This window comes from Silanimonas sp., from assembly GCF_044377035.1.
In the GTDB taxonomy this organism is placed as follows: domain Bacteria; phylum Pseudomonadota; class Gammaproteobacteria; order Xanthomonadales; family Xanthomonadaceae; genus Silanimonas.
This window is the reverse complement of the sequence record NZ_JBILJW010000002.1, coordinates 112,209-137,388: the sequence shown is the minus strand read 5'-3', so window position 1 is coordinate 137,388 and position 25,180 is coordinate 112,209. Positions and strand designations below refer to the sequence as shown.

At 69.4% G+C, this 25,180-nt stretch carries 23 protein-coding genes and 1 tRNA gene; 9 read left to right on the top strand and 15 right to left on the bottom strand.

The window, feature by feature from the left end; genetic code table 11:
* Position 1 precedes the first annotated feature (1 nt).
* From ACIQ6S_RS01700 to ACIQ6S_RS01685, 4 genes are read left to right on the top strand one after another with little or no spacing between them, the layout of a single operon-like run.
* Positions 2–799: a prepilin-type N-terminal cleavage/methylation domain-containing protein gene (locus ACIQ6S_RS01700; RefSeq protein WP_397606831.1), complete on the top strand. Its 798-nt coding sequence runs from the start codon at positions 2–4 to the stop codon at positions 797–799.
* Positions 796–1,188, top strand: coding sequence for a hypothetical protein (locus tag ACIQ6S_RS01695; protein ID WP_397606830.1), 393 nt, complete (start codon positions 796–798; stop codon positions 1,186–1,188). Before ACIQ6S_RS01700 ends, ACIQ6S_RS01695 begins: the two co-directional genes overlap by 4 nt.
* Positions 1,185–4,784 (top strand): DUF6701 domain-containing protein, encoded by a 3,600-nt coding sequence (locus tag ACIQ6S_RS01690; RefSeq protein WP_397606829.1) that lies wholly within the window; start codon positions 1,185–1,187, stop codon positions 4,782–4,784. Before ACIQ6S_RS01695 ends, ACIQ6S_RS01690 begins: the two co-directional genes overlap by 4 nt.
* Before the next feature lie 34 nt (positions 4,785–4,818).
* Positions 4,819–8,223: a DUF6701 domain-containing protein gene (locus tag ACIQ6S_RS01685; RefSeq protein WP_397606828.1), complete on the top strand. Its 3,405-nt coding sequence runs from the start codon at positions 4,819–4,821 to the stop codon at positions 8,221–8,223.
* Here the strand turns inward: ACIQ6S_RS01685 and greB are convergent, their stop codons facing one another.
* The 4 genes from greB to ACIQ6S_RS01665 are packed head-to-tail and all read right to left on the bottom strand — an operon-like array spanning position 8,224 to position 12,951.
* Positions 8,224–8,724: a transcription elongation factor GreB gene (greB, locus tag ACIQ6S_RS01680; RefSeq protein WP_397606827.1), complete on the bottom strand. Its 501-nt coding sequence runs from the start codon at positions 8,722–8,724 to the stop codon at positions 8,224–8,226.
* The gene (locus ACIQ6S_RS01675; RefSeq protein ID WP_397606826.1) at positions 8,724–10,283 is read right to left on the bottom strand and encodes an AbgT family transporter; all 1,560 of its coding nucleotides are present in this window, start codon (positions 10,281–10,283) and stop codon (positions 8,724–8,726) included. The genes greB and ACIQ6S_RS01675 overlap by 1 nt, the downstream gene beginning before the upstream one ends.
* 11 nt (positions 10,284–10,294) lie before the next feature.
* Positions 10,295–11,428: a hypothetical protein gene (locus tag ACIQ6S_RS01670; RefSeq protein WP_397606825.1), complete on the bottom strand. Its 1,134-nt coding sequence runs from the start codon at positions 11,426–11,428 to the stop codon at positions 10,295–10,297.
* Positions 11,425–12,951 carry a helicase HerA-like domain-containing protein gene (locus tag ACIQ6S_RS01665; RefSeq protein ID WP_397606824.1) on the bottom strand — a complete coding sequence of 509 codons (1,527 nt, stop codon included), beginning with the start codon at positions 12,949–12,951 and terminating at the stop codon, positions 11,425–11,427. The genes ACIQ6S_RS01670 and ACIQ6S_RS01665 overlap by 4 nt, the downstream gene beginning before the upstream one ends.
* A gap of 126 nt (positions 12,952–13,077) precedes the next feature.
* Here ACIQ6S_RS01665 and ACIQ6S_RS01660 point away from each other — a divergent pair, with 126 nt between their 5' ends.
* From ACIQ6S_RS01660 to ACIQ6S_RS01640, 5 genes are all read left to right on the top strand, one after another.
* Positions 13,078–14,559, top strand: a complete 1,482-nt coding sequence (locus ACIQ6S_RS01660) for a transglycosylase SLT domain-containing protein (protein WP_397606823.1) — start codon at positions 13,078–13,080, stop codon at positions 14,557–14,559.
* Positions 14,559–15,140, top strand: a complete 582-nt coding sequence (locus ACIQ6S_RS01655) for a DUF2845 domain-containing protein (RefSeq protein ID WP_397606822.1) — start codon at positions 14,559–14,561, stop codon at positions 15,138–15,140. The genes ACIQ6S_RS01660 and ACIQ6S_RS01655 overlap by 1 nt, the downstream gene beginning before the upstream one ends.
* Entirely contained in the window at positions 15,137–15,913 is a 777-nt protein-coding gene (locus ACIQ6S_RS01650) for an alpha/beta hydrolase (RefSeq protein ID WP_397606821.1), read from the top strand. The genes ACIQ6S_RS01655 and ACIQ6S_RS01650 overlap by 4 nt, the downstream gene beginning before the upstream one ends.
* A 4-nt stretch (positions 15,914–15,917) precedes the next feature.
* Positions 15,918–16,385, top strand: coding sequence for a hypothetical protein (locus ACIQ6S_RS01645; RefSeq protein WP_397606820.1), 468 nt, complete (start codon positions 15,918–15,920; stop codon positions 16,383–16,385).
* Positions 16,386–16,452: 67 nt separating this feature from the next.
* Positions 16,453–16,959, top strand: coding sequence for an AAA family ATPase (locus ACIQ6S_RS01640; protein WP_397606819.1), 507 nt, complete (start codon positions 16,453–16,455; stop codon positions 16,957–16,959).
* Between the two features lie 55 nt (positions 16,960–17,014).
* Here ACIQ6S_RS01640 and ACIQ6S_RS01635 read toward each other — a convergent pair.
* The 11 genes from ACIQ6S_RS01635 to ccmA all read right to left on the bottom strand — a co-directional run bounded on the left by ACIQ6S_RS01635 (position 17,015) and on the right by ccmA (position 25,166).
* A tRNA-Leu gene (locus ACIQ6S_RS01635) sits at positions 17,015–17,101 on the bottom strand.
* Positions 17,102–17,123: 22 nt separating this feature from the next.
* The gene (locus ACIQ6S_RS01630) at positions 17,124–18,266 is read right to left on the bottom strand and encodes a homoserine O-acetyltransferase (RefSeq protein ID WP_397606818.1); all 1,143 of its coding nucleotides are present in this window, start codon (positions 18,264–18,266) and stop codon (positions 17,124–17,126) included.
* 30 nt (positions 18,267–18,296) lie between these two features.
* The gene (locus tag ACIQ6S_RS01625) at positions 18,297–19,460 is read right to left on the bottom strand and encodes a tetratricopeptide repeat protein (protein WP_397606817.1); all 1,164 of its coding nucleotides are present in this window, start codon (positions 19,458–19,460) and stop codon (positions 18,297–18,299) included.
* A gap of 7 nt (positions 19,461–19,467) precedes the next feature.
* Entirely contained in the window at positions 19,468–19,902 is a 435-nt protein-coding gene (locus tag ACIQ6S_RS01620; protein ID WP_397606816.1) for a cytochrome c-type biogenesis protein CcmH, read from the bottom strand.
* Positions 19,899–20,438, bottom strand: coding sequence for a DsbE family thiol:disulfide interchange protein (locus ACIQ6S_RS01615; RefSeq protein ID WP_397606815.1), 540 nt, complete (start codon positions 20,436–20,438; stop codon positions 19,899–19,901). The genes ACIQ6S_RS01620 and ACIQ6S_RS01615 overlap by 4 nt, the downstream gene beginning before the upstream one ends.
* Entirely contained in the window at positions 20,438–22,390 is a 1,953-nt protein-coding gene (locus ACIQ6S_RS01610; RefSeq protein WP_397606814.1) for a heme lyase CcmF/NrfE family subunit, read from the bottom strand. The genes ACIQ6S_RS01615 and ACIQ6S_RS01610 overlap by 1 nt, the downstream gene beginning before the upstream one ends.
* The gene (locus ACIQ6S_RS01605; protein WP_397573165.1) at positions 22,390–22,917 is read right to left on the bottom strand and encodes a cytochrome c maturation protein CcmE; all 528 of its coding nucleotides are present in this window, start codon (positions 22,915–22,917) and stop codon (positions 22,390–22,392) included. Before ACIQ6S_RS01605 ends, ACIQ6S_RS01610 begins: the two co-directional genes overlap by 1 nt.
* Positions 22,914–23,075: a heme exporter protein CcmD gene (locus ACIQ6S_RS01600; RefSeq protein WP_297866635.1), complete on the bottom strand. Its 162-nt coding sequence runs from the start codon at positions 23,073–23,075 to the stop codon at positions 22,914–22,916. The genes ACIQ6S_RS01605 and ACIQ6S_RS01600 overlap by 4 nt, the downstream gene beginning before the upstream one ends.
* Positions 23,075–23,827 (bottom strand): heme ABC transporter permease CcmC, encoded by a 753-nt coding sequence (gene ccmC / locus ACIQ6S_RS01595; RefSeq protein WP_397573166.1) that lies wholly within the window; start codon positions 23,825–23,827, stop codon positions 23,075–23,077. Before ccmC ends, ACIQ6S_RS01600 begins: the two co-directional genes overlap by 1 nt.
* Positions 23,824–24,528 carry a heme exporter protein CcmB gene (gene ccmB / locus ACIQ6S_RS01590; protein ID WP_397606813.1) on the bottom strand — a complete coding sequence of 235 codons (705 nt, stop codon included), beginning with the start codon at positions 24,526–24,528 and terminating at the stop codon, positions 23,824–23,826. The genes ccmC and ccmB overlap by 4 nt, the downstream gene beginning before the upstream one ends.
* Positions 24,525–25,166 (bottom strand): heme ABC exporter ATP-binding protein CcmA, encoded by a 642-nt coding sequence (ccmA, locus tag ACIQ6S_RS01585; RefSeq protein WP_397606812.1) that lies wholly within the window; start codon positions 25,164–25,166, stop codon positions 24,525–24,527. The genes ccmB and ccmA overlap by 4 nt, the downstream gene beginning before the upstream one ends.
* Positions 25,167–25,180: the final 14 nt, after the last annotated feature.

Below are 25,180 nucleotides of genomic sequence, written 5' to 3'. Positions count from 1 at the left end.
AATGCGGACCCGCCTCGCCGCCGGATTCAGCCTGATCGAACTGGTCGTCGTGATCGTGCTGATCGGCGTGCTCGCGACGGTGTCGGTGGCGCTGATCCGCCAACCGATCGACGCCAGCGCCGACGTTCAGCGCCGTGCGCGTCTGGCCGATGCCGCCGACCAGGCGATGGCGCGCATCAGCCGCGACCTGCGGCTCGCCTTGCCGAACAGCATCCGCACCAGCGTCGACGGGCGGGCGATCGAGATGCTTGTCGCCCCGATGGCGGGCCGCTATCGCGGACGCCCCACCGCGGCGGGCGGCGGCGACGTGCTCGATTTCACCGCTGCCGACGCGTCGTTCGACCTGCTGGCTCCGCTGCCGGCGGTTCCTGCATCGGGGCAGTGGGCCGTGGTCTACAACCTGACGGCCAGTGGCACTCAGGCCAACGCATGGGCCGGGGACAACCGCGCGACGATCGGCAGCGGCAGCACGACCACACGCATCACGCTCGCGACGCCCTTCCAGTTTCCGTTCCCGTCGCCCTCGCAGCGCGTTTACGTCGTCGACGAGGCGGTGCAGTACCGCTGCGCCAGCGACGGGCAACTGCGCCGCCATGCCGGTTATGCCCCTGCGACCACCATGGTGGTACCGCCCGTGGGCAGCTCGTCGCTGCTGGCCGAGGGCGTGAGCCTCTGCAGCTTCCGCTTCGAGGCGGGCAACGCGAGCCGACAGGGCCTCGCCGCGCTGTCGCTCGCCATCACCCGCGATGGCGAATCGGTGAACCTGCTCAAGTCCGTCCACTTGCCGAACCTGCCATGAGAGCCGCGCGCCACCAACGGGGCTTCAGCCTGGTCGCCGCGGTGTTCGTGATCGCGATCGCGCTGCTGATCGTGCTCGCGGCGGTGCTGACGCTAAGTGCGCGCAACCGCAGCACCGTGCAGGCGCTCGACGCCAGCCGCGCGCTGTTCGCGGCGCAGAGCGGCGTCGACATCGCCATCGCCCGGAGCCTTGGCGGCGGCTGTGGCGCGGTGCCGGCGAGCGTCGACATCGAAGGCTTCACCGTAGCTTTGGCCTGCAGTAGTCCGCCGCCGGTGGACGAGGCGCCTGACGTCTATGAGATCTACACGCTCACCGCCGTCGCCCAGCGCGGCAGCTTCGCGTCGAACACCTTCATTTCCCGGCGCGTGCGCGCCACGGTGACGCAATGAGCGGTTGGCCGGGTCGGGCGAGGCGTTGCCTGCTGGCGATGCTGGTGCTCTGGTTCGCCTTCGCGGCTCCACTCGCCGCGCAGATCGCCACGCGCTCGACGTCGCAGGGTGGCGTGGCCAGTGGAACGCTCGTGCTGCCGAAGCCCGCAGGCACCAACACGGGGGATGTGCTGGTTGCCGCGATCACCGTGGTGCCGGCATCGCCGACGATCGCCACGCCGGCGGGTTGGACCCTGCTGTTCAGCGACAACACCAGTGCGAACGCGCGGCTCGCCGTGTTCACGCGGGTGGTGCCGCCGGCCGATGGCGCCGTCGCGAACTACAGCTTCTCGTTCGGCGGAGCCCATCAGGGCGCCGCAGGCGGCATCGTCGCCTTCATCGGCGTCGACAACGCCGCGCCGGTGGATGTCTCCGGCCGGCAGGCCACGGCGGTGGGCTACGCGCACGCCACGCCATCCCTCAACACGACGGCCCGCGGTGGCGTGCTCGTGGGTGCCTTCGCGATGCCCGGCTCGACAGACGACTGGTTCCCGCCGGCCGGGATGATCGAAGCCATCGACGTGACGTCCGGGGCGGTGCGGCCGAGTGCCACGGGTGTCGGCCTGACCATGACGCTCGAGCCGCGCGCTGCCCCTGGGGCCACCGGCACTCGGACGGCGACGGCGGCGGACACCGGGATCGCCGCCGCGGCCGGGCGCACGGCCCTGGTCGCGCTGCGGCCTGCGCTGGCACCGGCGAATACACACTACCGTCTCGATGGCGCCGTCGGTTCGTTGGCCGGCAACGCCGGCGAAGTGTTTGATAGCGGCGGCACTGGCCTGCATGGCGTGCGCAGCGTGATCACCGCGCCCAGCACGACGAACCTCGTCGCGCCGGCCCCGACCATCCACGGCCAGGTGGCGGCGGTCTCCGGGCAGTTCTGCAACGCGGCGCAGTTCGATGGCCGCTCGGTGCTTCAGGTGCCTGCGAACGCCCAGTTCGACTACTCCACCGAGTTTTCCGCCTCGGTATGGATCTACCCGACGCAGGCGCCGACGGGCGGCGGCTTGTTCTCGGTGCTGTCGAACGACCAGAACTACGAATTCCATCTGGATGCCAACCGCCGCCTTTTCTGGTGGTGGGGCGGCGGCGCGCGCTCGCTGACATCGAACACCCAGATCCCGTTGAACACCTGGACCCACGTGGCCATCACGTTCCGCTCGGTGGCCGGCTCCGCGCGCCAGCGCATCTACATCAACGGGGTCCTCGACGGGAACACAAACGCCTGGGCCGGCACGCTGACCGCCAATGGCTGCAACTTCTACATCGGCGGCGATGTCTCGACGGGCGCGGGCTGCGGACTGATCGCTGATCGCGCTTTCCGCGGCACGATCGACGAAGTGAAACTCTATAACTACGAGCTCACCGCGGCCGAAGTGAACAACGACCGCACCATCGGTCGCAATTGCGCCAGCGCGGTGTCGCGATACCGCATCGAGCACGACAGTGGCGCGCATTCCTGCGCCGCCGAGAACATCACCATCCGCGCCTGCGCAAACGCCGACTGCAGCTCGCTTGCGAGTTCTGGCGCAACGGGCACGCTGGTGGCGGGCGGCAACTCGGTGCCCTTCAGCATCCCGGTGGGGCAGACGAGCACTTCGGTTTCGATCCTCCTGCCGACGACGACCGGGTTGCCGGACCCCGAAAACGTGCGCCTGACCATTGGCACCGTGTCGCCGGCCCCGGCCCTCGTGACCACCTGCCGGAATCTCGCCGGCACGATCGACAGCGCGGGCGCCTGCGACATCAGCGTGGCCGATGCGGGCTTCATCATCGACGCCCCCGACCACGTGTCCGACACCGCGCAGACCGTCCGCATCCAGGCCGTCAGGAACCAAGGGCCGAGACTCGGCTGCACGCCACTGTTTGCGAACGTGACCCGTAGCGTCGGGCTGTGGTCGAACTACAACGATCCGGCCACGGGAACGCGGCCTGTTGTCGTCGCAGGCAACAACCTTGTGACCGCATCACCGGGCACGCCTATCCCGCTCGCCTTCGATGGCACGGGAACCGCAACCGCGAGTCTGCGATATGCCGACGCGGGTCGGATCTTGCTTCGAGCCCGCTACTCAGGGAGTTCGAGCACTGGCGACGCTGGCCTCGTAATCACTGACAACGGCAGCGACGCCTTCGTTGCGCGGCCAGCGCGATTCCAACTGACCATTCCGGGCCACGACGCCAACCCAGCCGTTCCGGGTAATGCGACGCGCCCGGTGTTCGGGGTGGCTGGGCTACCGTTCACGGTGTCCGTGCAGGCGCTGAATGCGTCGGGCAACGCGACGCCGAACTTCGGTCGCGAGTCGACACCCGAGCGCGTGACGCTGCGTTCGACGCTTCAGGCACCGGTAGGTGGCTTGAATCCCGACCCCGTTCCGACGCTTGCAACGGGCTTTGGGGCCTTCACCAACGGATCGGCGACGGGCAGCTGGCGTTGGGATGAGGTTGGCGTGATCACGCTGACGCCGGAGCTGAGGGACGAGCAGTACTTGGATTTCGCACCAACCTCGGATGCGAACGTGGTCGGCACGGCGGTCGAGCGCGTCGGTCGGTTCCGTCCGGCGCGACTCGGCGTCGACGTTCCCAACGCACCGACGTTGGCGAACGCCTGCGCGGCCGGCGGCTTCGGCTACGCGGGGCAGGAGTTCGGTTTCGGCACGCTGCCGGAGCTTATCGTGACCGGCTTTGCGGCCACCGGCAGCGTCACCGGCAACTACCAGAACGGCGCGGGGTCGGCGAACGCGTTCTGGCGTTTCGGTGGGGCGCTGGCCAATCGAACGTACACCAGCACAGCGACAGGCACCGTGGCCACGCTGTCGCGCACGACAAATGGTGGCAATGCGACGGTGACGGAACAGGCCGCTTCGACGCTGCTGGAATTCGATGGCACCGGCCGCGTCACCGTCAGTGGGGATCGCCTGACATACGTGAAGCCGACGGCTCCGGAAGATCCGTTCAACGCCCAGGCCACGCTGACGTTGACGGTCGCCGACCTCACCGACAGCGATGGCGCCTGCTTCGACACGGCCGCCCTCGACGGTTGCGACCCGCTGGCGATCGCCGGCATCGGTGGCAGCGTCCAGCGCTGGGGGCGCATCGCAGTGACCAACGCGTTCGGCCCGGAGGTGCTCGACCTGCAGGTGCCGATGCGCGCCGAGTTCTTCAACGGCACGACCTTCGTCGCCAACACCGACGACGTGTGCTCGGGCGTGACCCTCGCGCCGTTGGTCGACGTGAATGCCAGTGATGCCCTCGTGCCGGCTGAAACCTGCGTGCAGGACAGCGGCAGCCCCGGCGCGAGCGGGCAGGGCTGCGCCGTGCCCGGGCCGGTGGCGCGGCGCTTCACCGCGGTGCCCGCGGTGGGCAACGGCGGCACCTTCGTGTGGTGGATGCGTGCGCCCGGGGTCGGCAACGTGGGCGTGCTCGATGCCACGCCCACCGTGCCCGCGTGGCTGCAGTTCAACTGGCGCGGCACGGGAAATGCGGCACCGACGGCACGGATCGGCTTCGGCGTGTACCAAGGCGACCGACGCGCCATCCACGAGCGCGAAGTCTATTGAGATGCGCCGTGGCGAACCCCATTCCGCGGCACCGATGACCCTTCGCGATGTCGTCCTCCGCGCCTTGTGGGCGTTGGCACTCATCGTCGGCGCCCCGCAGGCCTGGGCGCAGGACACCGTCCGCGACGACTTCAACACCACGAGCTGGGGCGAGAACTCCGGAACGCGGAGCTTCTCGGCGGCTTGGACCTTGAGTGGGGCTCCAGTCCGCAATGGCGCGGAGGCCGAGCTCCGGAACAACCAAACGATCATGCGCAGTGCCGATTTCAACGGCTACGACGTGGCGACGCTGTCGGTGCGGATCCGCAGCCTCGGCGACCTGGAGTCGAACGACCAGCTGGCGGTACAGATCGCCAGCGCTTCCGGGGGGCCATGGACTACCCTGCAGACTTTCAGCGACGACCTGCCGGGAATCCTCGACCGCAGCTATACGATCAGCGCCTTCCTGTCGGCCACCACGTCCGTTCGGCTCGTGGTGAATGGCGCGACGGCCACGGGCGAAGCGTTCGCCGTCGACTTCGTGGAGCTCCGGGCACTGGCGCCGACCTGCTTCGCGGACACCTTCAACGCCGCGGCGCTCAATGCCACCGACTGGGCGACCAATTCCGTCAGCGGCAGCTTCGGGCAGCCGCGCATCGTCAACAACCGGCTGCGGATCACCGATGCGTCCGGCAACGTGGCGACGGCGGCTTCGCTGCGCCGGTTCTTCCCCGGTGCGGACAACCGCGTGGTGGTGGAGTTCGATTACCTCGCCTATGGCGGTAGTGGTGCCGACGGCGTCGCGGTGACGCTCTCCGACGGCAACGTGACGCCGGTGGCGGGCGGATTCGGTGGTTCACTGGGCTATGCCCAGCGCAGTGGCATCAACGGATTCGCCGGCGGATGGCTGGGCATCGGCATCGACGAGTTCGGCAATTTCTCCAACGCGACCGAGAGTCGTGTTGGTGGCCCAGGTTTCCGCGTGGACTCCGTCGCGCTCCGTGGCTCGGGCAACGGAACCGCGGGCTTCCCCTATCTGGCAGGCACCGCGACCCTGGTGCCGGGCGTCGATGTGTCGGGTGCCGCCGCTGGACCGAACCATCGCTATCGCATCACGGTCGACAATCGCGTCGGGGTGGTCGCTGGCGCGCAAGTCAGCGTGGAACGCAACGCCGGTAGCGGCTTCACCACGCTCGTCGCGCCGTTCAACATCTTCACCGCGAATCCCGCGCAGGCGGCGGTGCCCGATAACTTCCGGCTGTCGCTCACCGGCTCCACGGGCGGCTCCACCAACATCCACGAACTCGACAACCTGCAGGTCTGCGCCACGCGGCTCCAGCAGCTCGCCGAGATCGACCATTTCCGTTTCTTCCACGACGGGCAGGGCCTTACCTGCGAACCGGAAAGCATCGTCGTGCAGGCCTGCCTCGACACCAACTGCACCCAGCAGGTGAGCGGGCCGATCCAGGTGACGCTCAGCCCTTCGGGTTGGGTCGGTGGCGACACGCAGACCATCACTTCCGGCCAGACGCTGCGATTGCGGCGCTCGACAGCGGGCAACGCGGCGTTGACGATCACCGCGAGCAATCCGCCGCGGAGGCCGTTCACGCCGGACCGCTGCTTCGTCGGCGGCGTGCAGCAGGCGAATTGCAACCTGCCATTCGTCGATGCCGGATTCGTCCATGAGGTGTCGAACCATGTCTCCGACGTGGTGCAGAACGTCACCGTGCGCGCCGTGCAGCTCAGCAACACCACTCGGGCCTGCGTCCCGAGCTTCGCCAACGTCACGAGACGGGTGGGCTTCTGGTCGAACTACCTCAATCCGACGACCGGCACGCAACGGGTGGTGGTCAACGGCACCAACATCGGTACGGCGGCGTCGGGAACCGGTTTCGATCTGGCATTCAACGCGAATGGCGAGGCGAACATCACGGTGCGCTATCCGGATGCCGGCTCCGTGCGTCTGTTCTCGCGCTACACCGGCAATGCCGCGAATGGCGATGCAGGCCTGGTGCTGAACGGCCAGGATGACTTCGTCGCCAAGCCGCGTGATTTCCTGCTTTCCGTGACCGGCTCCGGTCCGGGCGGGTCGAGTTCGGCCTCGGGCCCGGTGTTCGCGCGCGCCGGCGTGCCGTTCTCGGCGACCGTGACTGCGCGCAACAACAGCGGGGCGGCGACGCCGAACTTCGGGCGGGAGACGGTGCCGGAGCGGGTTCGCCTGCTCTCGACGCTGCAGGCGCCGACCGGCGGCCTCAACCCCGACCCGGTGGCGAGCCTGTCGACGGGTTTCGGGGCGTTCGCCAATGGCACGGCCACCGGCGACTGGCGCTGGGACGAGGTGGGCATCATCACCTTGATCCCGGAGCTCGCTGACGGTGATTACCTCGGCTACGGCACGCCGTCGCAGCCGGCTCCCGGGAACGTGCCCAACGTCGTCGGTGCGGCCTTGGCGAACGTCGGCCGCTTCATTCCTGCGCGTCTCGCGGTCACGCCGAACATCCCCACGTTGGCCAACGCCTGCGCGGCGGGAAGCTTCGGCTACGTGGGGCAGGAGTTCAGCTTCGGCACCAACCCTGCGTTGACGGTGAGCGGCTTGAACGCGCTGGGTGCCGTCACCGGCAACTACGTCAACGCCGGAGGCGCCGCCAACGCGTTCTGGCGTTTCGGCGGCGCGTTGGCGAACCGCTCCTACACCAGTTCGGCCGCGGGCACGCTGGCAACGCTGTCGCGCACAACGAACGGTGGCGCCGGAACGGTGGCGGAGAACACCGCGGCACCGTTCGACGGTACCGGGCTGGTCACCGTCAGCGGTGATCGCCTCACCTACGCGAAGCCGGCCGCGCCCGAAGTCCCCTTCAACGCCCTGGCGACGCTGACGTTGACGGCGGCCGATCTGACGGACAGCGACGGCGTCTGCTTCGACACGGCCGCCCTCGACGGTTGTGACCCACTGACGACCGCCGGCATCGGTGGCAGCGTCCAGCGCTGGGGGCGCATTGCGGTGGCCAACGCTTTCGGCCCCGAGGTGCTCGACCTGCAGGTGCCCATGCGCGCCGAGTTCTTCAATGGGACGACCTTCGTTGCCAACACGGCGGATGCGTGTAGCGGCGTGGGCATCGCTCCGCTGGCGGATGCCAACGCCAGTGACACCCTGTTGCCCTCCGAGACCTGTGTGCAGGACAGCGGCAGCCCCGGGGCGAGCGGGCAGGGCTGCAGCGTTGCCGGGCCGGTCGCCCGCCGCTACACGGCGACGCCGCCGGTGGGCGCCGGCGGCAATTTCACGCTGTGGCTTCGCGCTCCGGGCGCTGGCAACGTCGGCATCCTCGACCTGACGCCCACCGTGCCCGTCTGGCTGCAGTTCAACTGGCGCGGGACAGGCAGCACCGTGCCGACGGCGCGGATCGGCTTTGGCGTGTACCAAGGCGACCGCCGCGCCATCCACGAGCGCGAGGTGTACTGATCAGGCGTAGCGCACGTCGACGACGATGAAACGCGCCGGTCCGGCGGGCAGGGCGGCTTCGAACTCGTCGTCGATGCGCTTCTTCAGCGCGGCCCGCGCCAGCGGGGAATCGATGCTGATCCAGCCCTTGGCCGCATCGATCTCGTCCGGGCCGACGATGCGGTAGGTGCTTTCCGCACCGCTATCTTCGCGTTCCACCGTGAGCCACGCGCCGAAGAACACCGCCTGCGGATCGGCGGGGTGAGCCTCGACGACCTTCAACACCTCGATCCGCTTCGACAGGTAGCGAACCCGGCGATCGATCTCGCCGAGCTGCTTCTTGCGGTAGGTGTACTCCGCGTTCTCCGAGCGGTCGCCTTCGGCCGCGGCGGCGGCCAGGGCCTTGACCACCTCCGGCCGGCGGACCCGCCACAGTTCGTCGAGTTCAGCCTTGAGCCGCTCGAAGCCCTCGCGCGTGATCAGTGCGGTCGAGGGCCATTGCGGCGGACGCCAGCGCGGCATCAGCCGCCGGTCGGCACGTAGACGAGGGGGGCGTTGGGCCCAAGCTCCCAGCCGAATCCGATCCAAAGCGCGAACAGCGCCGACCAGCCGATCAGGAAGGTGATCGAATAGGGGATCATCGTGGCGACCACGGTGCCGATGCCGGCCTTCGGTTCGTAGCGCTGCAGGAAGGCAATGACGATGGCGAAGTAGCTCATCATCGGCGAGATGATGTTGGTGACCGAATCGCCCACGCGGTAAGCCGTCTGCGTCACTTCCGGCGAATAGCCGAGCAGCATGAACATCGGAATGAACACGGGCGCCATCAGGGCCCACTTGGCCGAGGCCGAGCCCATCGCCAGATTCACCGTCGCCGTGAGCAGGATGAAGCCGAGCAGCAGTGGGATCTTCGGCAGGCCCAGCGACTTCAGTGTCTCGGCGCCTTCCACCGCGAAAATCAGGCCGAGGTTCGTCCAGTTGAACAGGGCGACGAACTGCGCGGCGAAGAACACCAGCACGAGGTAGCTCGCCAAGGTGCCCATCGAGGTCGACATGCCCTTGATGACGTCGGCATCGCTCTTGATGGTGCCTGCGCCGACGCCGTAGGCGATGCCGATCAGCGCGCCGCCGATGAAGATCAGCGCGACGATGCCGCCCAGGAACGGCGCGAGGGCCTTCAGCGTGTCGGGCTCGCCCGGGATGCGCAGCCAGCCCCCCTCGGGAACCGTCGCGGCGAGCAGTGCGGCAGTGAAAATCACCGTGGCGATGCCCGCCCACGCGAGGCCGCGCTTCTCGGCCCCGGAGATCGGCTCGATCTTCTCGTCGCCTTTGCCATAGCTGCCGTCGGGGAAGCGGCGGGCGACGATCTTCTCGGTAACCCACCAGCCGAGCAGGGTGATCAGCGGTGTCGAGACCTGCATGAAATACATGTTTGCCGCGGCGCTGACCGTGTACGTCGGATCGACGATGCGGGCGGCTTCCTGCGACAGGCCGGAGAGCAACGGGTCGATCGTGCCGAGCAGCAGGTTGGCGGAATAGCCGCCGGAGACGCCGGCGAAGGCCGCGGCGATGCCAAGGATCGGGTGGCGACCGGCGGCCACGTAGAGCAGGCCGGCCAGCGGCACCAGCAGCACGTAGCCGATCTCGCTGGCCATGTTCGACATCACGCCCGCGAACACCACGATCGGCGTGAGCAGGAAGCGCGGCGCGTTCAGCACGACGATGCGCAGGCAGGCCCCGATGAAGCCGCTGTGCTCGGCCACGCCGATGCCGATCAGGGCCACCAACACGGTGCCGAGCGGGGCGAAGCCGGTGAAGTTGGTAACCAACCCACCCATGATGCGCTGCAGGCCGTCGACGCTGAGCAGGTTGACGGGCACCACCGGTTCGCCGGTCTTCGGGTGGGCGACGCTGAGGTCGAACTGCGCGGCGATCGCACTGGCGATCACCACGAAGACCGTGAGCAGGAAGAACAGCGTGGCCGGGTGCGGCAGCAGGTTGCCGGCGCGCTCGACGATGGCGAGGAAGCGGTCGACGGCGGTGCGCGGCGCCGCGGCGGGAAGGGCGTCGGAGGCGGACATCGGAGAGGGTTTCAGGAGGAAGGGCCCGATTGTGCCGGAGGCCGCCCCAACTGTGCGCTGCGCGCCGCTTCCGCGAGGCGCTGGAGGCCAGCGCGTTCGGCCGCGGCGATGACCGGGGGCCAGTCGGTGGTTTCGAGTGGCGTGAAGGAAGGGTCAAGATCGAGGCATTCCTGCACGAGGGACAGTGCCCCCCGCGCATCGCCTTCGACGATCTTCTGGTGCAGCCATTGCCGGCCGTGCGCGAGAAGCGCGGGGGTGTCGCGGGCGTCGCGAAGCAGCTGCCGGTAATGGCGATGCAGGCGCGTCGACACGGCGCGCTCGCGGAGTTCTTCCTCCAGCGCCTTCCTCGCCTCGGCGGTCTTCCCATCACGGAGCATCGCCGTGATGCGGTCCTCAAGCCGATGATCGCGGCTGAAGTGCAGCTTCTCCGGTTGTTCCGGCCCCGACGGCGTGAAGCCCAGGGCATCCCGGTACTGGAACACCAGCCGGCCACACACGTGCGCGGCCATGAACAGCACCCACAGGGCGATGGCGGTGGAGACCATCGCACCGAAGAACGGGGGCAGCACGCGGTCGAGCCAGGCCGCCCCCTGCAGTCCGAAGCCGAGCCCCAGCCAGACGAGGAGGATGGCGCCGAGGTAGGGCAGGCCGACGCGGGCCAGCACCTCCACCCAGAACACTGGATTGATGGCGCGGCCGATGTGCTCATCGATGGCGAGCGACATCGCGATCAGGGGCAGCACCGTCGCCATCAGCAGCCGCCACGCGGCGGGCCAGGGACCGGGTGCGAACATCGTCAGCGCGAGATGAACGACGGCGAAGGCGAGGAGCAGTGCCAGGAACGCGAACACCGCGCGATCGCCGACATCGAGGCCGAAGCGCGGAGGTTCGCGGTGGCCATGGGCGGAATCGCGCAGGACTTCCAACGCGTGCTTCGGCACCGCGAGGAGCAGGAACAGCGAGGCGAACGCGCCGATCACCGGCACGATCTGGACGCTGGCGATCATCGACAGCACGCCGATGACCATGCCGTTGCTCCCCAGCCAGGGGTAGCGGATGACGTGCTCGGCATCGCGCCAGTACGGCGGCTGGTCGGCGACGCCGCGGTCATGCACTTGGCCGCGCGTGCGCCAGTCCTCGTTCACCGACGCCCACCCAATAAGCCCCCGAGCAGGCCGCGCAGCAGCGAGCGGCCCAGTTGGTTGCCGACCGTGCGTGCCGCGGATTTCGTCATGGCTTCGACGGCGCCCTGCCGACGGCCCGTGCCCCAGAGGAAATCGTTGAGGCGGCCGCCCGGCTTGGCCTCGGGCGTGGCGCTGCCGCTGCCGCGAGTCGATGCCGGCGCGCCGTCATCACGACCTGCCTCGGTTGCCGCCTGCGCCGCGCGGCGTTCGAGCATTTCCGAGGCCGAATCGCGATCCAGCGGTGTGTCGTAACGGCCGGCCAAGCCGCTCTGTGCACGCAGCGCCGCGCGTTCGTCCGGAGAGATCGCACCGAGACGGCAGCCAGGCGGCGCCATCAGGGTGCGTTCGACCATCGATGGCTGGCCGCCGCCCTGCAGGGTCGAGACCAGCGCTTCGCCAACGCCCAGTTCGGAAATCGCTCGGGCCGTGTCGAGGGCCGGGTTGGGCACGAAGGTCTCGGCGGCGACGCGCACGGCCTTCTGGTCGCGCGGGGTGAAGGCGCGCAGCGCATGCTGGATGCGATGGCCCAGCTGGGCCAGCACGACGTCCGGGATGTCGGAGGGGCTCTGCGTGCAGAAGTACACGCCCACGCCCTTCGAGCGGATCAGGCGCACGACCTGCTCGATGCGTTGCTGCAGCGAGGGCGGGCAGTCGGCGAACAGCAGGTGGGCTTCGTCGAACACGAACACCAGCTTCGGCTTGTCGAGGTCGCCGACCTCGGGAAGGGTCTCGAACAGTTCGGACAGCAGCCACAGCAGGAAGCTCGCGTACAGGCGCGGCTTCAACACCAGAGTCTCGGCGGCGATCACGTTCACCGTGCCGCGGCCGTCGGGGGCCGTGCGCATCAGGTCGCCGAGCTGCAGGGCCGGTTCGCCGAGAAGGCTGCGCGCGCCCTCCTGCTCGAACTTCAGCAGCGCCCGCTGCAGCGCGGCGAGGCTCTGCGACGAGACGAGGCCATAGGTCTTCGAGATGAGCTCGCGGTTCTCGCCGATGAAGCCCAGCAAGGCGCGCAGGTCGTCCATGTCGAGCAGCAGCAGCCCTTCCGCATCGGCGAGGGCGAAGGCGATGTCGAGCACACCGCCCTGGGCGTCGGACAGCTCGAGGATCCGCGACAGCAAGGTCGGGCCGATCTCGCTCACCGTCGTGCGCAGCGGATGGCCGTTCACGCCGAACAGGTCCCAGAACGCGACGGGCAGCGCCGCGAAGCCGAAATCCGAGAGTTTCAGGGCGTCCAGGCGCGCCTGCAGTTTCGGGTTCATCGCGCCGGCCATGCCGAGCCCCGCGACATCGCCCTTCACGTCGGCGATCACCACGGGCACGCCCGCCTTGGCAAAGCCTTCGACGAGGCGAAGCACGGAGACGGTCTTGCCCGTTCCCGTCGCGCCAGCGATCAGGCCGTGGCGATTGCCGAACTTCAGCGGCAGCGTGATGGGGCGGTCTTCGGCATGGCCGAGCAGGAGGGCGTCGGGGGCTGGCGTCGTCACGGTTCCGTTCCGCGTGGGGTCCGCGCGAGTGTAGCGGTCGTCGTTCCGCTGTCGGATTCCGGTTGAGCGGGGGGCGGGGCGCCGGTAGGCTGCAAGCCTTGTTTTCGAGCGTTCCTGCGAGTGTCCATGCGTCGTTTCCTGCGTTGCGTCCCGGGGCTCCCTTCCGCGTTGGCGGTGGTGGCCTTGGCCTGTGTCCCCGCGGTGATGGCGGCGCCGTCGTCGGCGGATCCCGGCACGGAGGCCGAGCAGGAATCCCTGTACGTGGATTTCGAGGCGGCGGCGAAGGCCTACCGCGACGGCGTGGCGCAGGCGGCCGGCGGCGAGCGTCGCCCGGGCAAGCGCGCGGCGCAGCGCGCCATGGACCGGATGTTCGACCTGGTGGAGCGCTGCAGGCGCATCGAGGGCTGCGAGGCCGATCGCCTGGTGTCCCGCTTCGACGCCCTGCTCGGCGCCCGCACAAGCGTGGCGGGCGAGGGCGCGAACGAGGCCGAAGCTGATCCGGCGGCGGCAGGGCCGGCGCAGGCTTCGCCGGTCGTCGAGGCATTCCCGAACGCCGCCGACACGCTGAACCAGCTGAACGGCCGCGACCTGCGCGAGTTGATCGTGCAGAACGAAGCCGTGCGTGCCGCGATGGCGGAATGGCTCACCGCCCTGCGCCCGCAGCTCATCAACGCGCACGAGCAGTACCAGTACATGCGCTTCCTGATGTGGCCGGAGTACGAGCGGGCGGGCCTTCCGGAGGCCCTGCTGTTCGCGATCATGGCCCGCGAATCCGGCGGCCGCGTGCACGCGATTTCCCCCGCGGGCGCGGCGGGCCTGATGCAGTTCATGCCGGCCACCGGGCGGCGTTTCGGCCTCGGCTGGCAGGACGGCTACGACACCCGCTTCGAGCCGCAGCTCGCCTCGCGAGCCAGCACGCAGTACCTCAACGAGCGCTTCGCCGAGCTGGGCCACAACCTCGAGCTGGCGCTCGCCGCCTACAACGGTGGCGAAGGACGCGTCGGCCGCCTAGCGCGGCAGAACCCCGGCAAGTCGTTCTGGGACCCGGCGGTCTACAACGCGCTGCCGAAGGAAACCCGCGACTACGTGCCCTACATCCTGTCGGCGGCGTGGCTGTTCCTGCACCCGGAGGAGTACGGCCTCGAATTCCCGTCGGTGAACGGGGCGGCCACCGTGCTGGCATTGAAGCAGCCGGCGTCGATCAACCAGCTCACCATCTGCATTGGCAACGGCGAATCGCGCTACGGCTACTTCCGCGCGCTGCGCAACCTCAACCCGCGCTGGCTGCCGGAAGCCGTGCTGCCGGCCGGCACCGAGCTCCGCGTGCCGGTCGTCGTGATGCCGCTCTACGACGCCGGTTGCGTCAGTGGCTCGCGTGCCGAGCGGGCGCTGGCCCTCGTGAATGCGCGCAAGCCCGAGGCGGGGCCGGCGCCGCGTGAGGCCGTGGCCACGGGCTCGCGCTACACGGTGCGCCGCGGCGATACGCTCAGCGGCATCGCGCGCCGGCATGGCTGCAGCGCGCAGACCGTCGCTCGCGTGAACGGCCTGCGCTCGCCCTACGCCTTGCGGCCGGGCCAGCGCCTCAGCCTCTCCGGCTGCCGCGGCTGATGTCACTGCGCCGCGCGCCGCTGCTCGTGCTGCTCGGCGCTGCGGCGTTCTCCACCGCGATGCCGGCCAGTGCCCTGCGCTGCGGCTCGCGCGTGGTCGATCGCGGTGCGCTCGACGCGCAGGTGCTGTCGCGCTGCGGCGAACCCTACTGGCGTGCGCCCCGCGGCGAGTTCCTGATCCGCGGCGAGGGCGGCCTGATCGAGCAGCGCGTCGAGCGCCGCATCGAGGACTGGTACTACAACTTCGGGCCCAGTCGGCTCACGGTGCGCCTGCGTTTCGTCGACGGCGTGCTGGAGGCCGAGGAAACCCTCGGCTACGGGCAGCCGCGCGTGGGCGGGCGCTGCACGTCCACCGCACTGCAGCGCGGCCTCAGCGAGGGCGAAGTGGTGCTGCGCTGCGGTGCGCCACTCCGTCGCCGCACGACCTATGCCGACCAGATCATCCGCGACGGTTTCGGCCAGGCCCGCGTCCAGCCGAGGCCTCGCGAGGAGTGGTGGTTCCGCCGCGATGACTCGCGCTTCCTCGCCCGCGTCATGCTCAGCGACGGCCGGGTGGAATCGGTCGAATCGGTGCGCCCATGAGCGCCTGGCGCACGCTCGGTCTCTTCATCGGCATGGCGGCCTGCCTGTATGCGGCCCTGGTCGCCCTGATGTACAGCAAGCAGCGCAGCCTGCTGTTCTATCCGCAGTTGACGCGCAATCCGCCGCTGGCGCCGGAGTTCCAGTTCGAGGCCGAGGGCGCGACGCTTCGCGGCTGGGTGGTGAATCCGGGCCAGCCGCGGGCCCTGCTGTATTTCGGCGGCAATGGCGAAGACATCTCCCTGAGTCGCGACGACGTCGCGACCTGGGCGCCGGATCACAGCGTCTACCTCGTGTCCTACCGAGGCTACGGGCACAGCGGCGGCGAGCCCAGCGAGGCCGCGCTGGCCGCCGACGCCATCGCGCTGTTCGACCACGTGGCGCGATCGTATGCGGACGTCGATGTGTTCGGCCGTAGCCTCGGCAGCGGCGTCGCGGTGCACGTGGCCGCGGTGCGCCCGGTGCGCCGGCTCGCCCTGGTGACGCCGTTCGACAGCGTGCTGCGGGTGGGGCAGGGGCATTACCCGTGGGTACCGCTGGCGTGGCTGCTCAAGGATCCGTTCGAGAGCTGGCGCCGCGCACCGAAGCTCGGCATGCCGACCTTCGTCGTCATCGCCGGCCAGGACAATGTCACGCCACCCGCACATGCGGAGGCGCTGATCGCCGCCATGCCCCGGACCCCCGAGGCGCTTCGCCTCGAGCAGGCGCAGCACAGCAACGTGCAGGTGTTCCCCGAGTACGACGCATCCTTGCGTCGCTTCTTCGCCGCGGATTGAAGCGATGGCCGCGTCGCTCCGGCGCCTCGCACGCGCGATTTCCGGCGTCGCCGGCGCGCTCTGGGCCCTGCCGCTGACCGCGCCGATGCTGGTGATGGGCCTCATGGCCTGGCCCTTCGGCGCGCGGTTCTCGACCCTCGGCCCCATGCTGGTGGTCACGCGGTTTCCGTTCGGCCCGATGGGCGCCCTCGCGCTGGGGCAGGTGGTGCTCAGCCGCCTGCCGACGCTCGATCTCCGCGTGCCGAGCTACCGGGCCCGCGACGCCGCGCGTCGCGATTCGCCGGCCCTGTTCCGGACCGAGCGCGTGCATCTCGGCCGCCACGAATTGGCGCATGTGCGGCAGGCGCTGGTGCTGGGGCCGCTGTTCCCCTTCGCTTATCTGATCTCGGGTGGCATCAGCGCCCGCAACCGCTTCGAGCGCGCGGCCGATCGCTATGCGCGAAGTGGACGGGGCTGGTGGCCGGAATGGTGACGGCGTCTCGTAAACGGCATCGCGGTCGGGCTATGGTTCGAAGCACGCCGCACCGATCCGACGCCTCATGTTGATCGCCCTCGCCGGATTGCCCGGCGCCGGAAAGTCCACGCTCGCGAAAGGCCTGCAGGTGCGCCTGCATGCCGAGATCGTCTCGCGCGACACGATCCGCATGGCCGAATTCCCGGAGTGGGACGATCGCGCGGCAAAGCGGGCAGCCTTCGAGATCGTACGCCTCGATGTCAGCCTGCTGCTGCGCACCGGGGCCAAGGTGGTCGTGGACGGTGCCACGCTGGCGACCCGTGCGGAGCGCCACGAGCTGCACGAATTGGCGGCGTCGCTCGGTGCGCCCTTCGTGCTGCTCTGGCTCGACCTGCCGCCCGACGTCGCGGCGAAACGCATCGCCACCGACCACCACGATGCGCCACGCGACCGCCAGCCGGGCCTGGCGCATGCCGTGGCGGGGCGATTCGATCCGCCCGTGGGCGAGGACGGCGTGGTGCATCTCGATGCGACGGTGTCGGCGCCCGCGCTGCTCGAGGCGGCACTGCGCGCGATTCGCGGCGAGGCTTGAGGTTGTCGGCCGGAAAACGATGAACCCCGCGCGCGGCGGGGTTCGTCGTTGGATGTGGTGCCGGGCGTGGGACTCGAACCCACACGCTTTTAAGGGCGGCGGATTTTGAGTCCGCTGCGTCTACCGATTCCGCCAGCCCGGCCGGGCCCGCGAAGTATAGCCCCTCAGGCCTCGAGGAAGTCGCGCACCGCCGGTCCGAACCGCGCGAGATCGACCAAGAAGGCGTCATGGCCTTGCGGCGAGGGCAGGGGCAGGAAGCGGCTGTCGACGCCACCGGCGCGGAAGCCCTCGGCAATCTGCTCCTGCTGCTGCAGTGGGAAAAGGATGTCGGTATGCACGCCGATGGCCAGTGCCTTCTCGAGCCGCACCGTCGCCAGGGCGGCGATGACCTTGGCGTCTTCGTCGGCCCCGTCGCCACGCGAGGCGCCCGGCGCGTAGTCGGCGGCGTCGAACCAGTCCATCGAGCGGGAAAGGTAGAGGTAGGCGTTCGGGTCGAACTGGCGCACGAAGCGCTGGGCGTGGCCTTCGAGGTAGCGCTCCACCTCGAACTCCGGGCCGAAGGGGTCGTCCTCGCGGCACTCGGCGTCGAACTTCACGCGGCCGAAGCGGCCGTCCCATTCCATCGCTGAGCGATAAGTGACCACGCCAAGCTTGCGCGCCATGCGCATGCCGCTCTCGGGGTAGCTGGCTTCGGTGTACTGGCCGTCCGCCCAGCGCGGGTCGAGGCGGATGGCCTCGCGCTGCAGCGAGCGGATGGCGATGGAGAAGGGCAGCGAACGGGCACTGCCGCTGATGTTGACGTGGCGGCGGGCGATGCCCGGATGGCGCAGTAGCAGCGCCAGCGCGCTCATGCCGCCCATGGAGTTGCCGATCACCGTGTCGAGGCGGTCGATGCCCAGCGCGCGCACGAGGTGCGCCGCCGCATCCGCGCCGTCCTCGACGCTCAGGTCGGGAAAGCGCAGGCGGTAAAGCTCGCTGTCGTCCGGATGCGCCGAGGCCGCCCCCGTCGAGCCCTTGCAACTGCCGAGCGGGTTCACGCAGATGACGAACCAGCGGGTCGTGTCGATGGCCTTGCCCGGTCCGAGCATGCCCTCCCACCATCCCTCCGCCGCGTTGCCGTCGTTGCTCGCGGCATGGGCGTTCGGGGAAAGGCCCGGCAGGATCAGCAAGGCGTTGTCACGCGCGGCGTTCAAGTCGCCCCAGGTCTCGAAGGCAAGCCGCGCACTGAGCAGCGCGCCACCGCGCTTCATCGGGAAGGGCGAGGGCAGCGCGATGAATCGCGTGCCGGGTGGAATGAATTCGGTCATTCGTGAGAGGACGCGCCGGGGCCGCTCAGCTTAAGGGCCGAACGTCGGCGCGCGCGCGGCGTCGGTGGGGGCGTCGCTCGGCGCCAGCGCCAGCGAGATCGGCGCGGCCTGCGCCAGTTCGACCACGACGGGAGGCGCGACGAGATCGCCGGCTTCCGGCTGCACCGAGCCGGAGCGGGCAAAACGGGCGGAGACCTCGACGCGCGGCGTGGCGGAAAGCGTCGACGTGGGCATCAGCCGGTCGGCGTCGCTGAGCGTGATCGTGATCGGCAGTCGCGCGGCCGGCACGCGCCGCGCCGCCACCGGCGGACCGGCGGCATCGGCATTGCGGGCGAACACGAACAGCACGGCCTGCGGCGGCAAGGCGGCAACCGCCTCGGCGTCGGCGCTGATCGTTACCGTCAGGGTTCCAGGCGTCCCGGGCGCTGGCTCGTTCGTCGTTGGCGCAGTGGTCGGGGGGGCGTCCGCTGCGACGGGCGCGTTGGCCCGCGCGGCGTCGGCTGCGGCGATCAAGGCGGGGTCCATCGGCGGCAGGCCGGCGGCTTCGCGGGCGCCGCCGATCTGCTCGACGAGTGCTTGGGCCGTCGCCGCGTCGACCATCGGCAGCAGCGCTTCCCAGCGCGCTACCGCGCCAGCGCCATCGCCGGCCTGCAGGGCGGCGATGCCGCGGAACCACAGCGCACGTTGGTGGTTCGGCACCTTCGCGAGCGCCTCGTCGAGCAGTGCCGTCCCCTCGGGGCCGAAGGCGCGCTCGGCGTTCGAGAGCGAGATGGCCTCGGCGGTTTCCACGAGCAAATCAGGCTCGTGCGGCGCAAGCACGCGTGCTTTGCGGAACGCCGCGGCCGCGGCAGCGAAATGCGGCATGGCGGCGGCGAAATCGCCGGCCGAGGCGGTCTCGCGGCCCTGGTTCTTGCGGGTACGGCCAAGCAGCACCCAGCCTTCGAGGCTGTCCGGTTCGCGCTCGAGGCGGCGTTCGAGCTGCACGACGGCCTGCTCGATCGATTCCGGCACGGCACGATTCGCCGGGTCGAGCGCATCCGGCGTGCCGAAACCGGCGTAAAGCGCGGCTGCGCTGATCGGCACGGCGACCAGCAGGGCGAATGCGCTGCGACGCGCGCTGTTCCACAGCGTCGGCAACACGAAGGCGAGGGCGAGGGCGATCAGCGCGGTGGCGCCAAGGAGGAAAGCGAGCATCAGCGGGTCACCAGTCCTGGCGGTCTTCGGCGGGCGGAGCGGCGGGCGCGTCGGTCTTCTGGCGGCGGACGATCGACACCACCACGCCGGCACCGACGAGGAGCAGCAGACCCGGTCCGAACCACAGCGCCCAGGTCACCGGGTTCACTTGCGGGCGATAGAGGATGAAATCGCCGTAGCGCGCCCGGAAGAACGCGGTGATCTCCGCATCGCTCTTGCCTTCGCGGATGAGCGTGAGCACCTGGCGGCGCATGTCGTCGGCGACGCCTGCCGGCGAGTCGGCCAACGACTGGTTCTGGCACATCACGCAGCGCAGCTCTTTGGCGATCGCGCGATAGCGGGCTTCTTCCTCCGGGCTCTGGAAGTCCTTCGGATGCAGCGCGGCAACGGTGCCGGCGAGCAGCAGTGCGAGCGCGACAACGACGTGGCGTAGCGTGTTCATCCTTCGCTCTCCAGCGTGGTCAGCAGGGGCCACAGCTGCGTTTCGACCACGTCGGGCGTCACCGGGCCGACGTGCTTCCAGCGCACGATGCCCTTCGCATCCACCAGGAAGGTCTCGGGCGCGCCGTAGATGCCCCAGTCGATCGCGGCGGCGCCTTCGACGTCGGCAATGATGCGGTGGAAGGGGTTGCCGAACTGCTGCAGCCAGCGTGCGGCGTCTTCCGGCGCGTCCTTGTAGTTGTAGCCGACCACATGCAGGCGACCGCTGTTCGCGATGTCGGTGATGACCGGGTGCTCCACGCGGCAGCTTGCACACCAGCTCGCCCAGATGTTGACGAGGTAGGGCTTGCCGAGCAGGTCGGTCTTGCGGACCGTCGTCGACGGGTCGTTGAAATCCGGCAACGCGAAGTCCGGGGCGGGTTGGCCGATCAGCGGCGAATCGATGTCGGTCTGCGACTTGCCCGCATTCATGACCACCCCCGTGCCGAGCAGCACGGCCAGCGCGAGGAAGAGGCCCAGTGGCAGCCAGCGGCCCATCACAGCGCCTCGGCCGGTGCCGTGGCGGCCGGGGCATTCACCGGTTTGCGGAAGCGACGGTCGAAGGCGACGACGAAGCCGCCGATAGCCATCATCAAGGCGCCGAACCAGATCCAGCGGATGTAGGGCTTCACGTACAGGCGCACGGCCCATTCGGTCTTCTGCGCATCGAGCGGATCACCGAGCGCCACGTACACGTCGCGGAACAACCCGGCTTCGTAGTAGGCCTCGGTCATCATCTGTCCCGACACCGGGTAGAAGCGCTTCTCGGGCTTCAGGGTGGCGATGAGTTCGCCGTCCTTGAAGAGCCGCACCGTGCCGACGTCGGCGTCGAAGTTCGGGCCCTTCTGCGGCGCGACGCCGTCGAAGGCGAAGGTGTATTCGCGCACCTCGAAGCTCATGCCCGGCTTGGCCGCCACGTCGCGCTCGATCATCGTGCTTTCCAGCACCAGCACGCCGATCACGAACACGCCGATGCCGGCATGCGCCAGCACCATGCCGGCCATCTCGGCGGTGAGTTTCTGGCGCTGGGTCTTAAGGCGCCGCCACAGGAAAACCGCGGTTCCGGCGATCACCCAAAGGCCACCACCGACGCCGGCCGCCGTCTTGAAGGAGCCTTCGGGCCAGGTGAAGAACACGAGGAACATGGCCGCGAGGCCCAGAACCAGCCACGGCGCCATCATCCGTCCAACAGCACCGGCATCCTCCCGGCCCCAGCGCGTCACCGGGCCAAAGGGCACCAGCAGCACGACCGGCGCCATCAGCAGGGTGAACAGCAGGCCGAAGTAGGGTGGGCCGACCGAGATCTGGCCGAGCTTCAGGGCATCGACGAGCAGCGGGAAGAGCGTGCCGAGCAGCACCATCGCCGCCGCGGCGGTGAGCAGCAGGTTGTTGACCAGCAGCAGCGTCTCGCGCGAGCTCCCGGCGAAGGGCTGCGCCGCTTCCGCCTTCGGCGCGCGCTTCGCATAGAGCGCCAGCGAGCCGCCGACGACGACCAGCAGGAAACCGAGGATGTAGAGGCCGCGCTGCGGGTCGCTGGCGAACGCGTGCACCGAGGTGAGCACGCCCGAGCGCACGAGGAAGGTGCCGAGCAGGGACAGCGAGAACGCGGCGATGGCGAGCAGAAGGGTCCAGCCGTGGAAGCTGCCGCGCTTCTCCGAGACCGCCTGCGAATGCAGCAGGGCCGTGCCCACCAGCCAAGGCATGAAGCTGGCGTTCTCGACCGGGTCCCAGAACCACCAGCCGCCCCAGCCCAACTCGTAGTAAGCCCAGTAGCTGCCGAGGCCGATGCCCAGCGTCAGGAAGGCCCACGCCACATTGGTCCAAGGGCGCGACCAGCGCACCCATTGCGCATCGACGCGGCCGTCGAGAAGGGCGGCGACCGCGAACGCGAACGCCACCGCGAAACCGACGTAGCCGATGTAAAGCAGCGGCGGGTGGAAGATCAGGCCCGGGTCCTGGAGCAACGGGTTTAGGTCCCGTCCTTCGGTCGCGGCCGGCAGCAGGCGCTCGAACGGGTTGGAAGTAAAGGCGGTGAAGCTGAGGAAGCCGACGGAGATCAGGCCCATCACGGCCAGCACGCGGGCGATCACCGGCAGCGGCAGCGAGCGCGAGAAACGCGCCACCGCGGCGATCCAGATGCCGAGGATCAGCACCCAGAGCAGCAGCGAGCCTTCATGCCCGCCCCAAACCGCGCTGATCTGGTAAAGCATCGGCAGGTTGATGTGCGAGTTGTTCGCGACGTAGGCCACCGAAAGATCGTGGTCGATGAAGGCCCATGTCAGCGCGGCGTAGGACACCGAGAGCAGCGCCAGTTGCCCGTAGGCCAGCGGGCGCGCGAGGTTCATCCACGCGGTGTTGCCCCGATGGGCACCAGCCAGCGGCAGTGTCGACATCGCCACCGCCAGCAGCAGCGCCAGCAGAAGCGCTAGGTTTCCGAGTTCGGGCAGCATCAGTACGTGCCGCCCGAGGTCGTCGCTTCAGCCGGCGGTGCCGCAGCGTCGGGCGGCGCATCGCCATAGGTGGGCGCATCGGCGGCAGCCTTGGCCTCGCCTTGTTCCTTCGCCGCGGCGATCGCGTCGGCGACTTCCTTCGGCATGTACTGCTCGTCGTGCTTGGCCAGCACTTCGTCGGCCACCAGTTGGCCGTCGCGGATTCGGCCCGTGGCGATGACGCTGGTGCCCTCGCGGAACATGTCCGGGAGGATGCCGTCGTAGACCACCGGATAGTTGTTGAAGCGGTCGGTCACCTCGAAGGCGACGCGCAGCGAGCCGGTCTCGCGCTTCACGCTGCCCTCGAGCAGCACGCCACCCAATCGGAAGCGCGCATCTTCCGGCACCTGGCCATCGCGAACGGCGGTCGGGGAATGGAGGAAGGTGACGTTGCGCTGCAGGGCCCAGACGATGAGCCCGCCGCCGACGGAGGCGGCAAGCAGGACCAGCAGGGCCATCCAGAGGCGGCGTTGGCGGGTGGGGTTCATGGGGACTCGTTCTTCGAAGCGGAGGCGCGGCGTTCGCGCAGCAGGATGCCGCGCAGCAGCGATTTGAACTTGATCCGTGGCAAGAACGCGTCGGCGAGCAGGATCACCAGGGCGATCGCGTAGGCCGCGGCGACGAACCAGCCGTGAAGATGCTCCATCAGCGCGCCTCCATGGCCAGGGCCTTGGCCCAGGGCTGGGCGGACTCGTTCTCAAGGTTCAGCACGCGGGCCCGCTGCAGCAGGGAGCCCACGAACCAGAACTTCGTGGCCAGCGTGGTGAGGATCAGCGGCCACAGCATCGAGGCATGCATCTGCGATTCGCCGCGCGTCAGGTTGATGGTGTCGCCCTGGTGCAGGCTGTTCCACCAGTCCACGGAGAAATGCACGATCGGCACGTTGATCACGCCGATGAGCGCCAGGAAACACGCGGCGCGGGCCGCGGCCCGGCGGTCCTCGATGGCGTTGTGGAGCGCGATCACGCCGATGTAGAGGAAAAACATCACCAGCATCGAGGTGAGGCGCGGGTCCCACTCCCACCACGTGCCCCAGGTGGGGCGGCCCCAGATCGAGCCGGTGATCAGCGTGATGGCCGCGAAGGCGGCCCCGACGGGCGCGGCGGCCACGGCCAGGGTCTCGCAGGCCTTGATGCGCCAGACCAGCGCGATGAAGGCCTGCACCGCCATCGCGACGAAGATGAACATCGCCGACCACGCCGCCGGCACGTGGATGTAGAGGATGCGGAAGCTGTCGCCCTGCTTGTAGTCGGTCGGCACCGAGAACAGCGCGCCGTAGAGGCCCGGCAGCAGCAGGACGACGGCGGCGGCGAAGCACCAGGGCGTCCAGCGGGCGCAGAAGCGGTCGAAGTTGGGCGGCGAGCCGGTGCGATGGAACCAGAGCAGCAGGGCATTCATGTGTGCGCGATCCGAAGGGCCGCTGCCGCGGCGAGAGGCGCGAGCACGAGCGCCAGCACCAGCGCCCCGGCCAGAAGCAACAGGGCGCCGAGCGCGTCATAGCCCTCGGCCGCGGCCGCAACGCTGCCTGCGCCGAAGACGAGTACCGGCACATACAGCGGCAGGGCGAGCAAGGGCAGCAGGATACCAGAGCGCTTTACGCCGACCGTGAGTGCTGCGACCACGGCACCGATCAGGCTGAGCAGGGGCGTGCCGAGGGCGAGCGAGGCCATCAGGATCGGCAGCAGCGACATCGGCAACTGCAGCATCGAGGCCAGCAGCGGCGCGACCAGCAGCAAGGGCAGGGCGGTGGTCAGCCAGTGCACGAGAACGCGCATGCCGACGAGCAGGGCCAAGGGCGACGGCGAAAGCAGCATCTGCTCAAGGCCACCGTCCTCGGTGTCGGTACGGAACAAGGCATCGAGGCCCAGCAGCCCGGACAGCAGCACGCACACCCACAGCACGCCCGCGGCGAGGGGCGCCAACTTGCCGGGTTCGGCGCCGAGGGCCAGCGGGAACAGGCTGGCGGTCATCAAGGCGAACAGCAGGGGCTGCAGGGCATCCCCGCGACGGACCCAAACGAGGGTGAGGTCACGGCGGAGCTGGGCGCGGGCCACCTCGGTCCAGCCCACCGGGGATGCCGGGATCGGTCCGCCGCTCATGCCCGGCCGCCTTGGAGTTCGATCAGCCGCACCCGGCCCGGCGGGGCCGCATAGGCCCCATGGGTGGTGATGAAGGCCGCCCCGCCCGCCGCCGTGTGGGCGCCGACCATGCGGTCGACCAGGGCGATGCCGTCGAGGTCGAGGTTCGCGTAGGGCTCGTCCATCAGCCAAAGCTTGCCCGGATGCAACGAGAGGCGCGCCAGCGCCAGCCGCTTGTTCTGGCCGGCGCTCATCCGCCCGGCGGGGGTGTCCTCGTAGCCGGCCAGGCCGGTGGCGGCCAGTGCCGCCTCGAGCTGAGCCTCGGTGCAAGAGCGGCCTTGAAGCGTGGCGGCGTAGCGGAGGTTGTCGACGCAGCCGAGTTCGGCCTTGTGGCCCAGCCGATGCCCGAGGTAGGCGCAGTGGCGGGCGAGGTGGTCGGTATCGACAGGAGCACCCAGCAGGGTCGCGCTTCCGCCCGTGGCCTCCAGCAGGCCGGCGAGCACCTTGAGCAGGGTGGTTTTCCCGGCGCCATTGCCGCCCCGGACCAACACGGCTTCTCCGGCATCGACGTGAAGATCGAGCGGCCCGAAGATCGGGTCCTGATTGCGGTGGTAGGTGAGGCCCCGCGCGACGAGCAGGGCCGCAGGCGCGGAATCCATCGGCGCGGATGCTA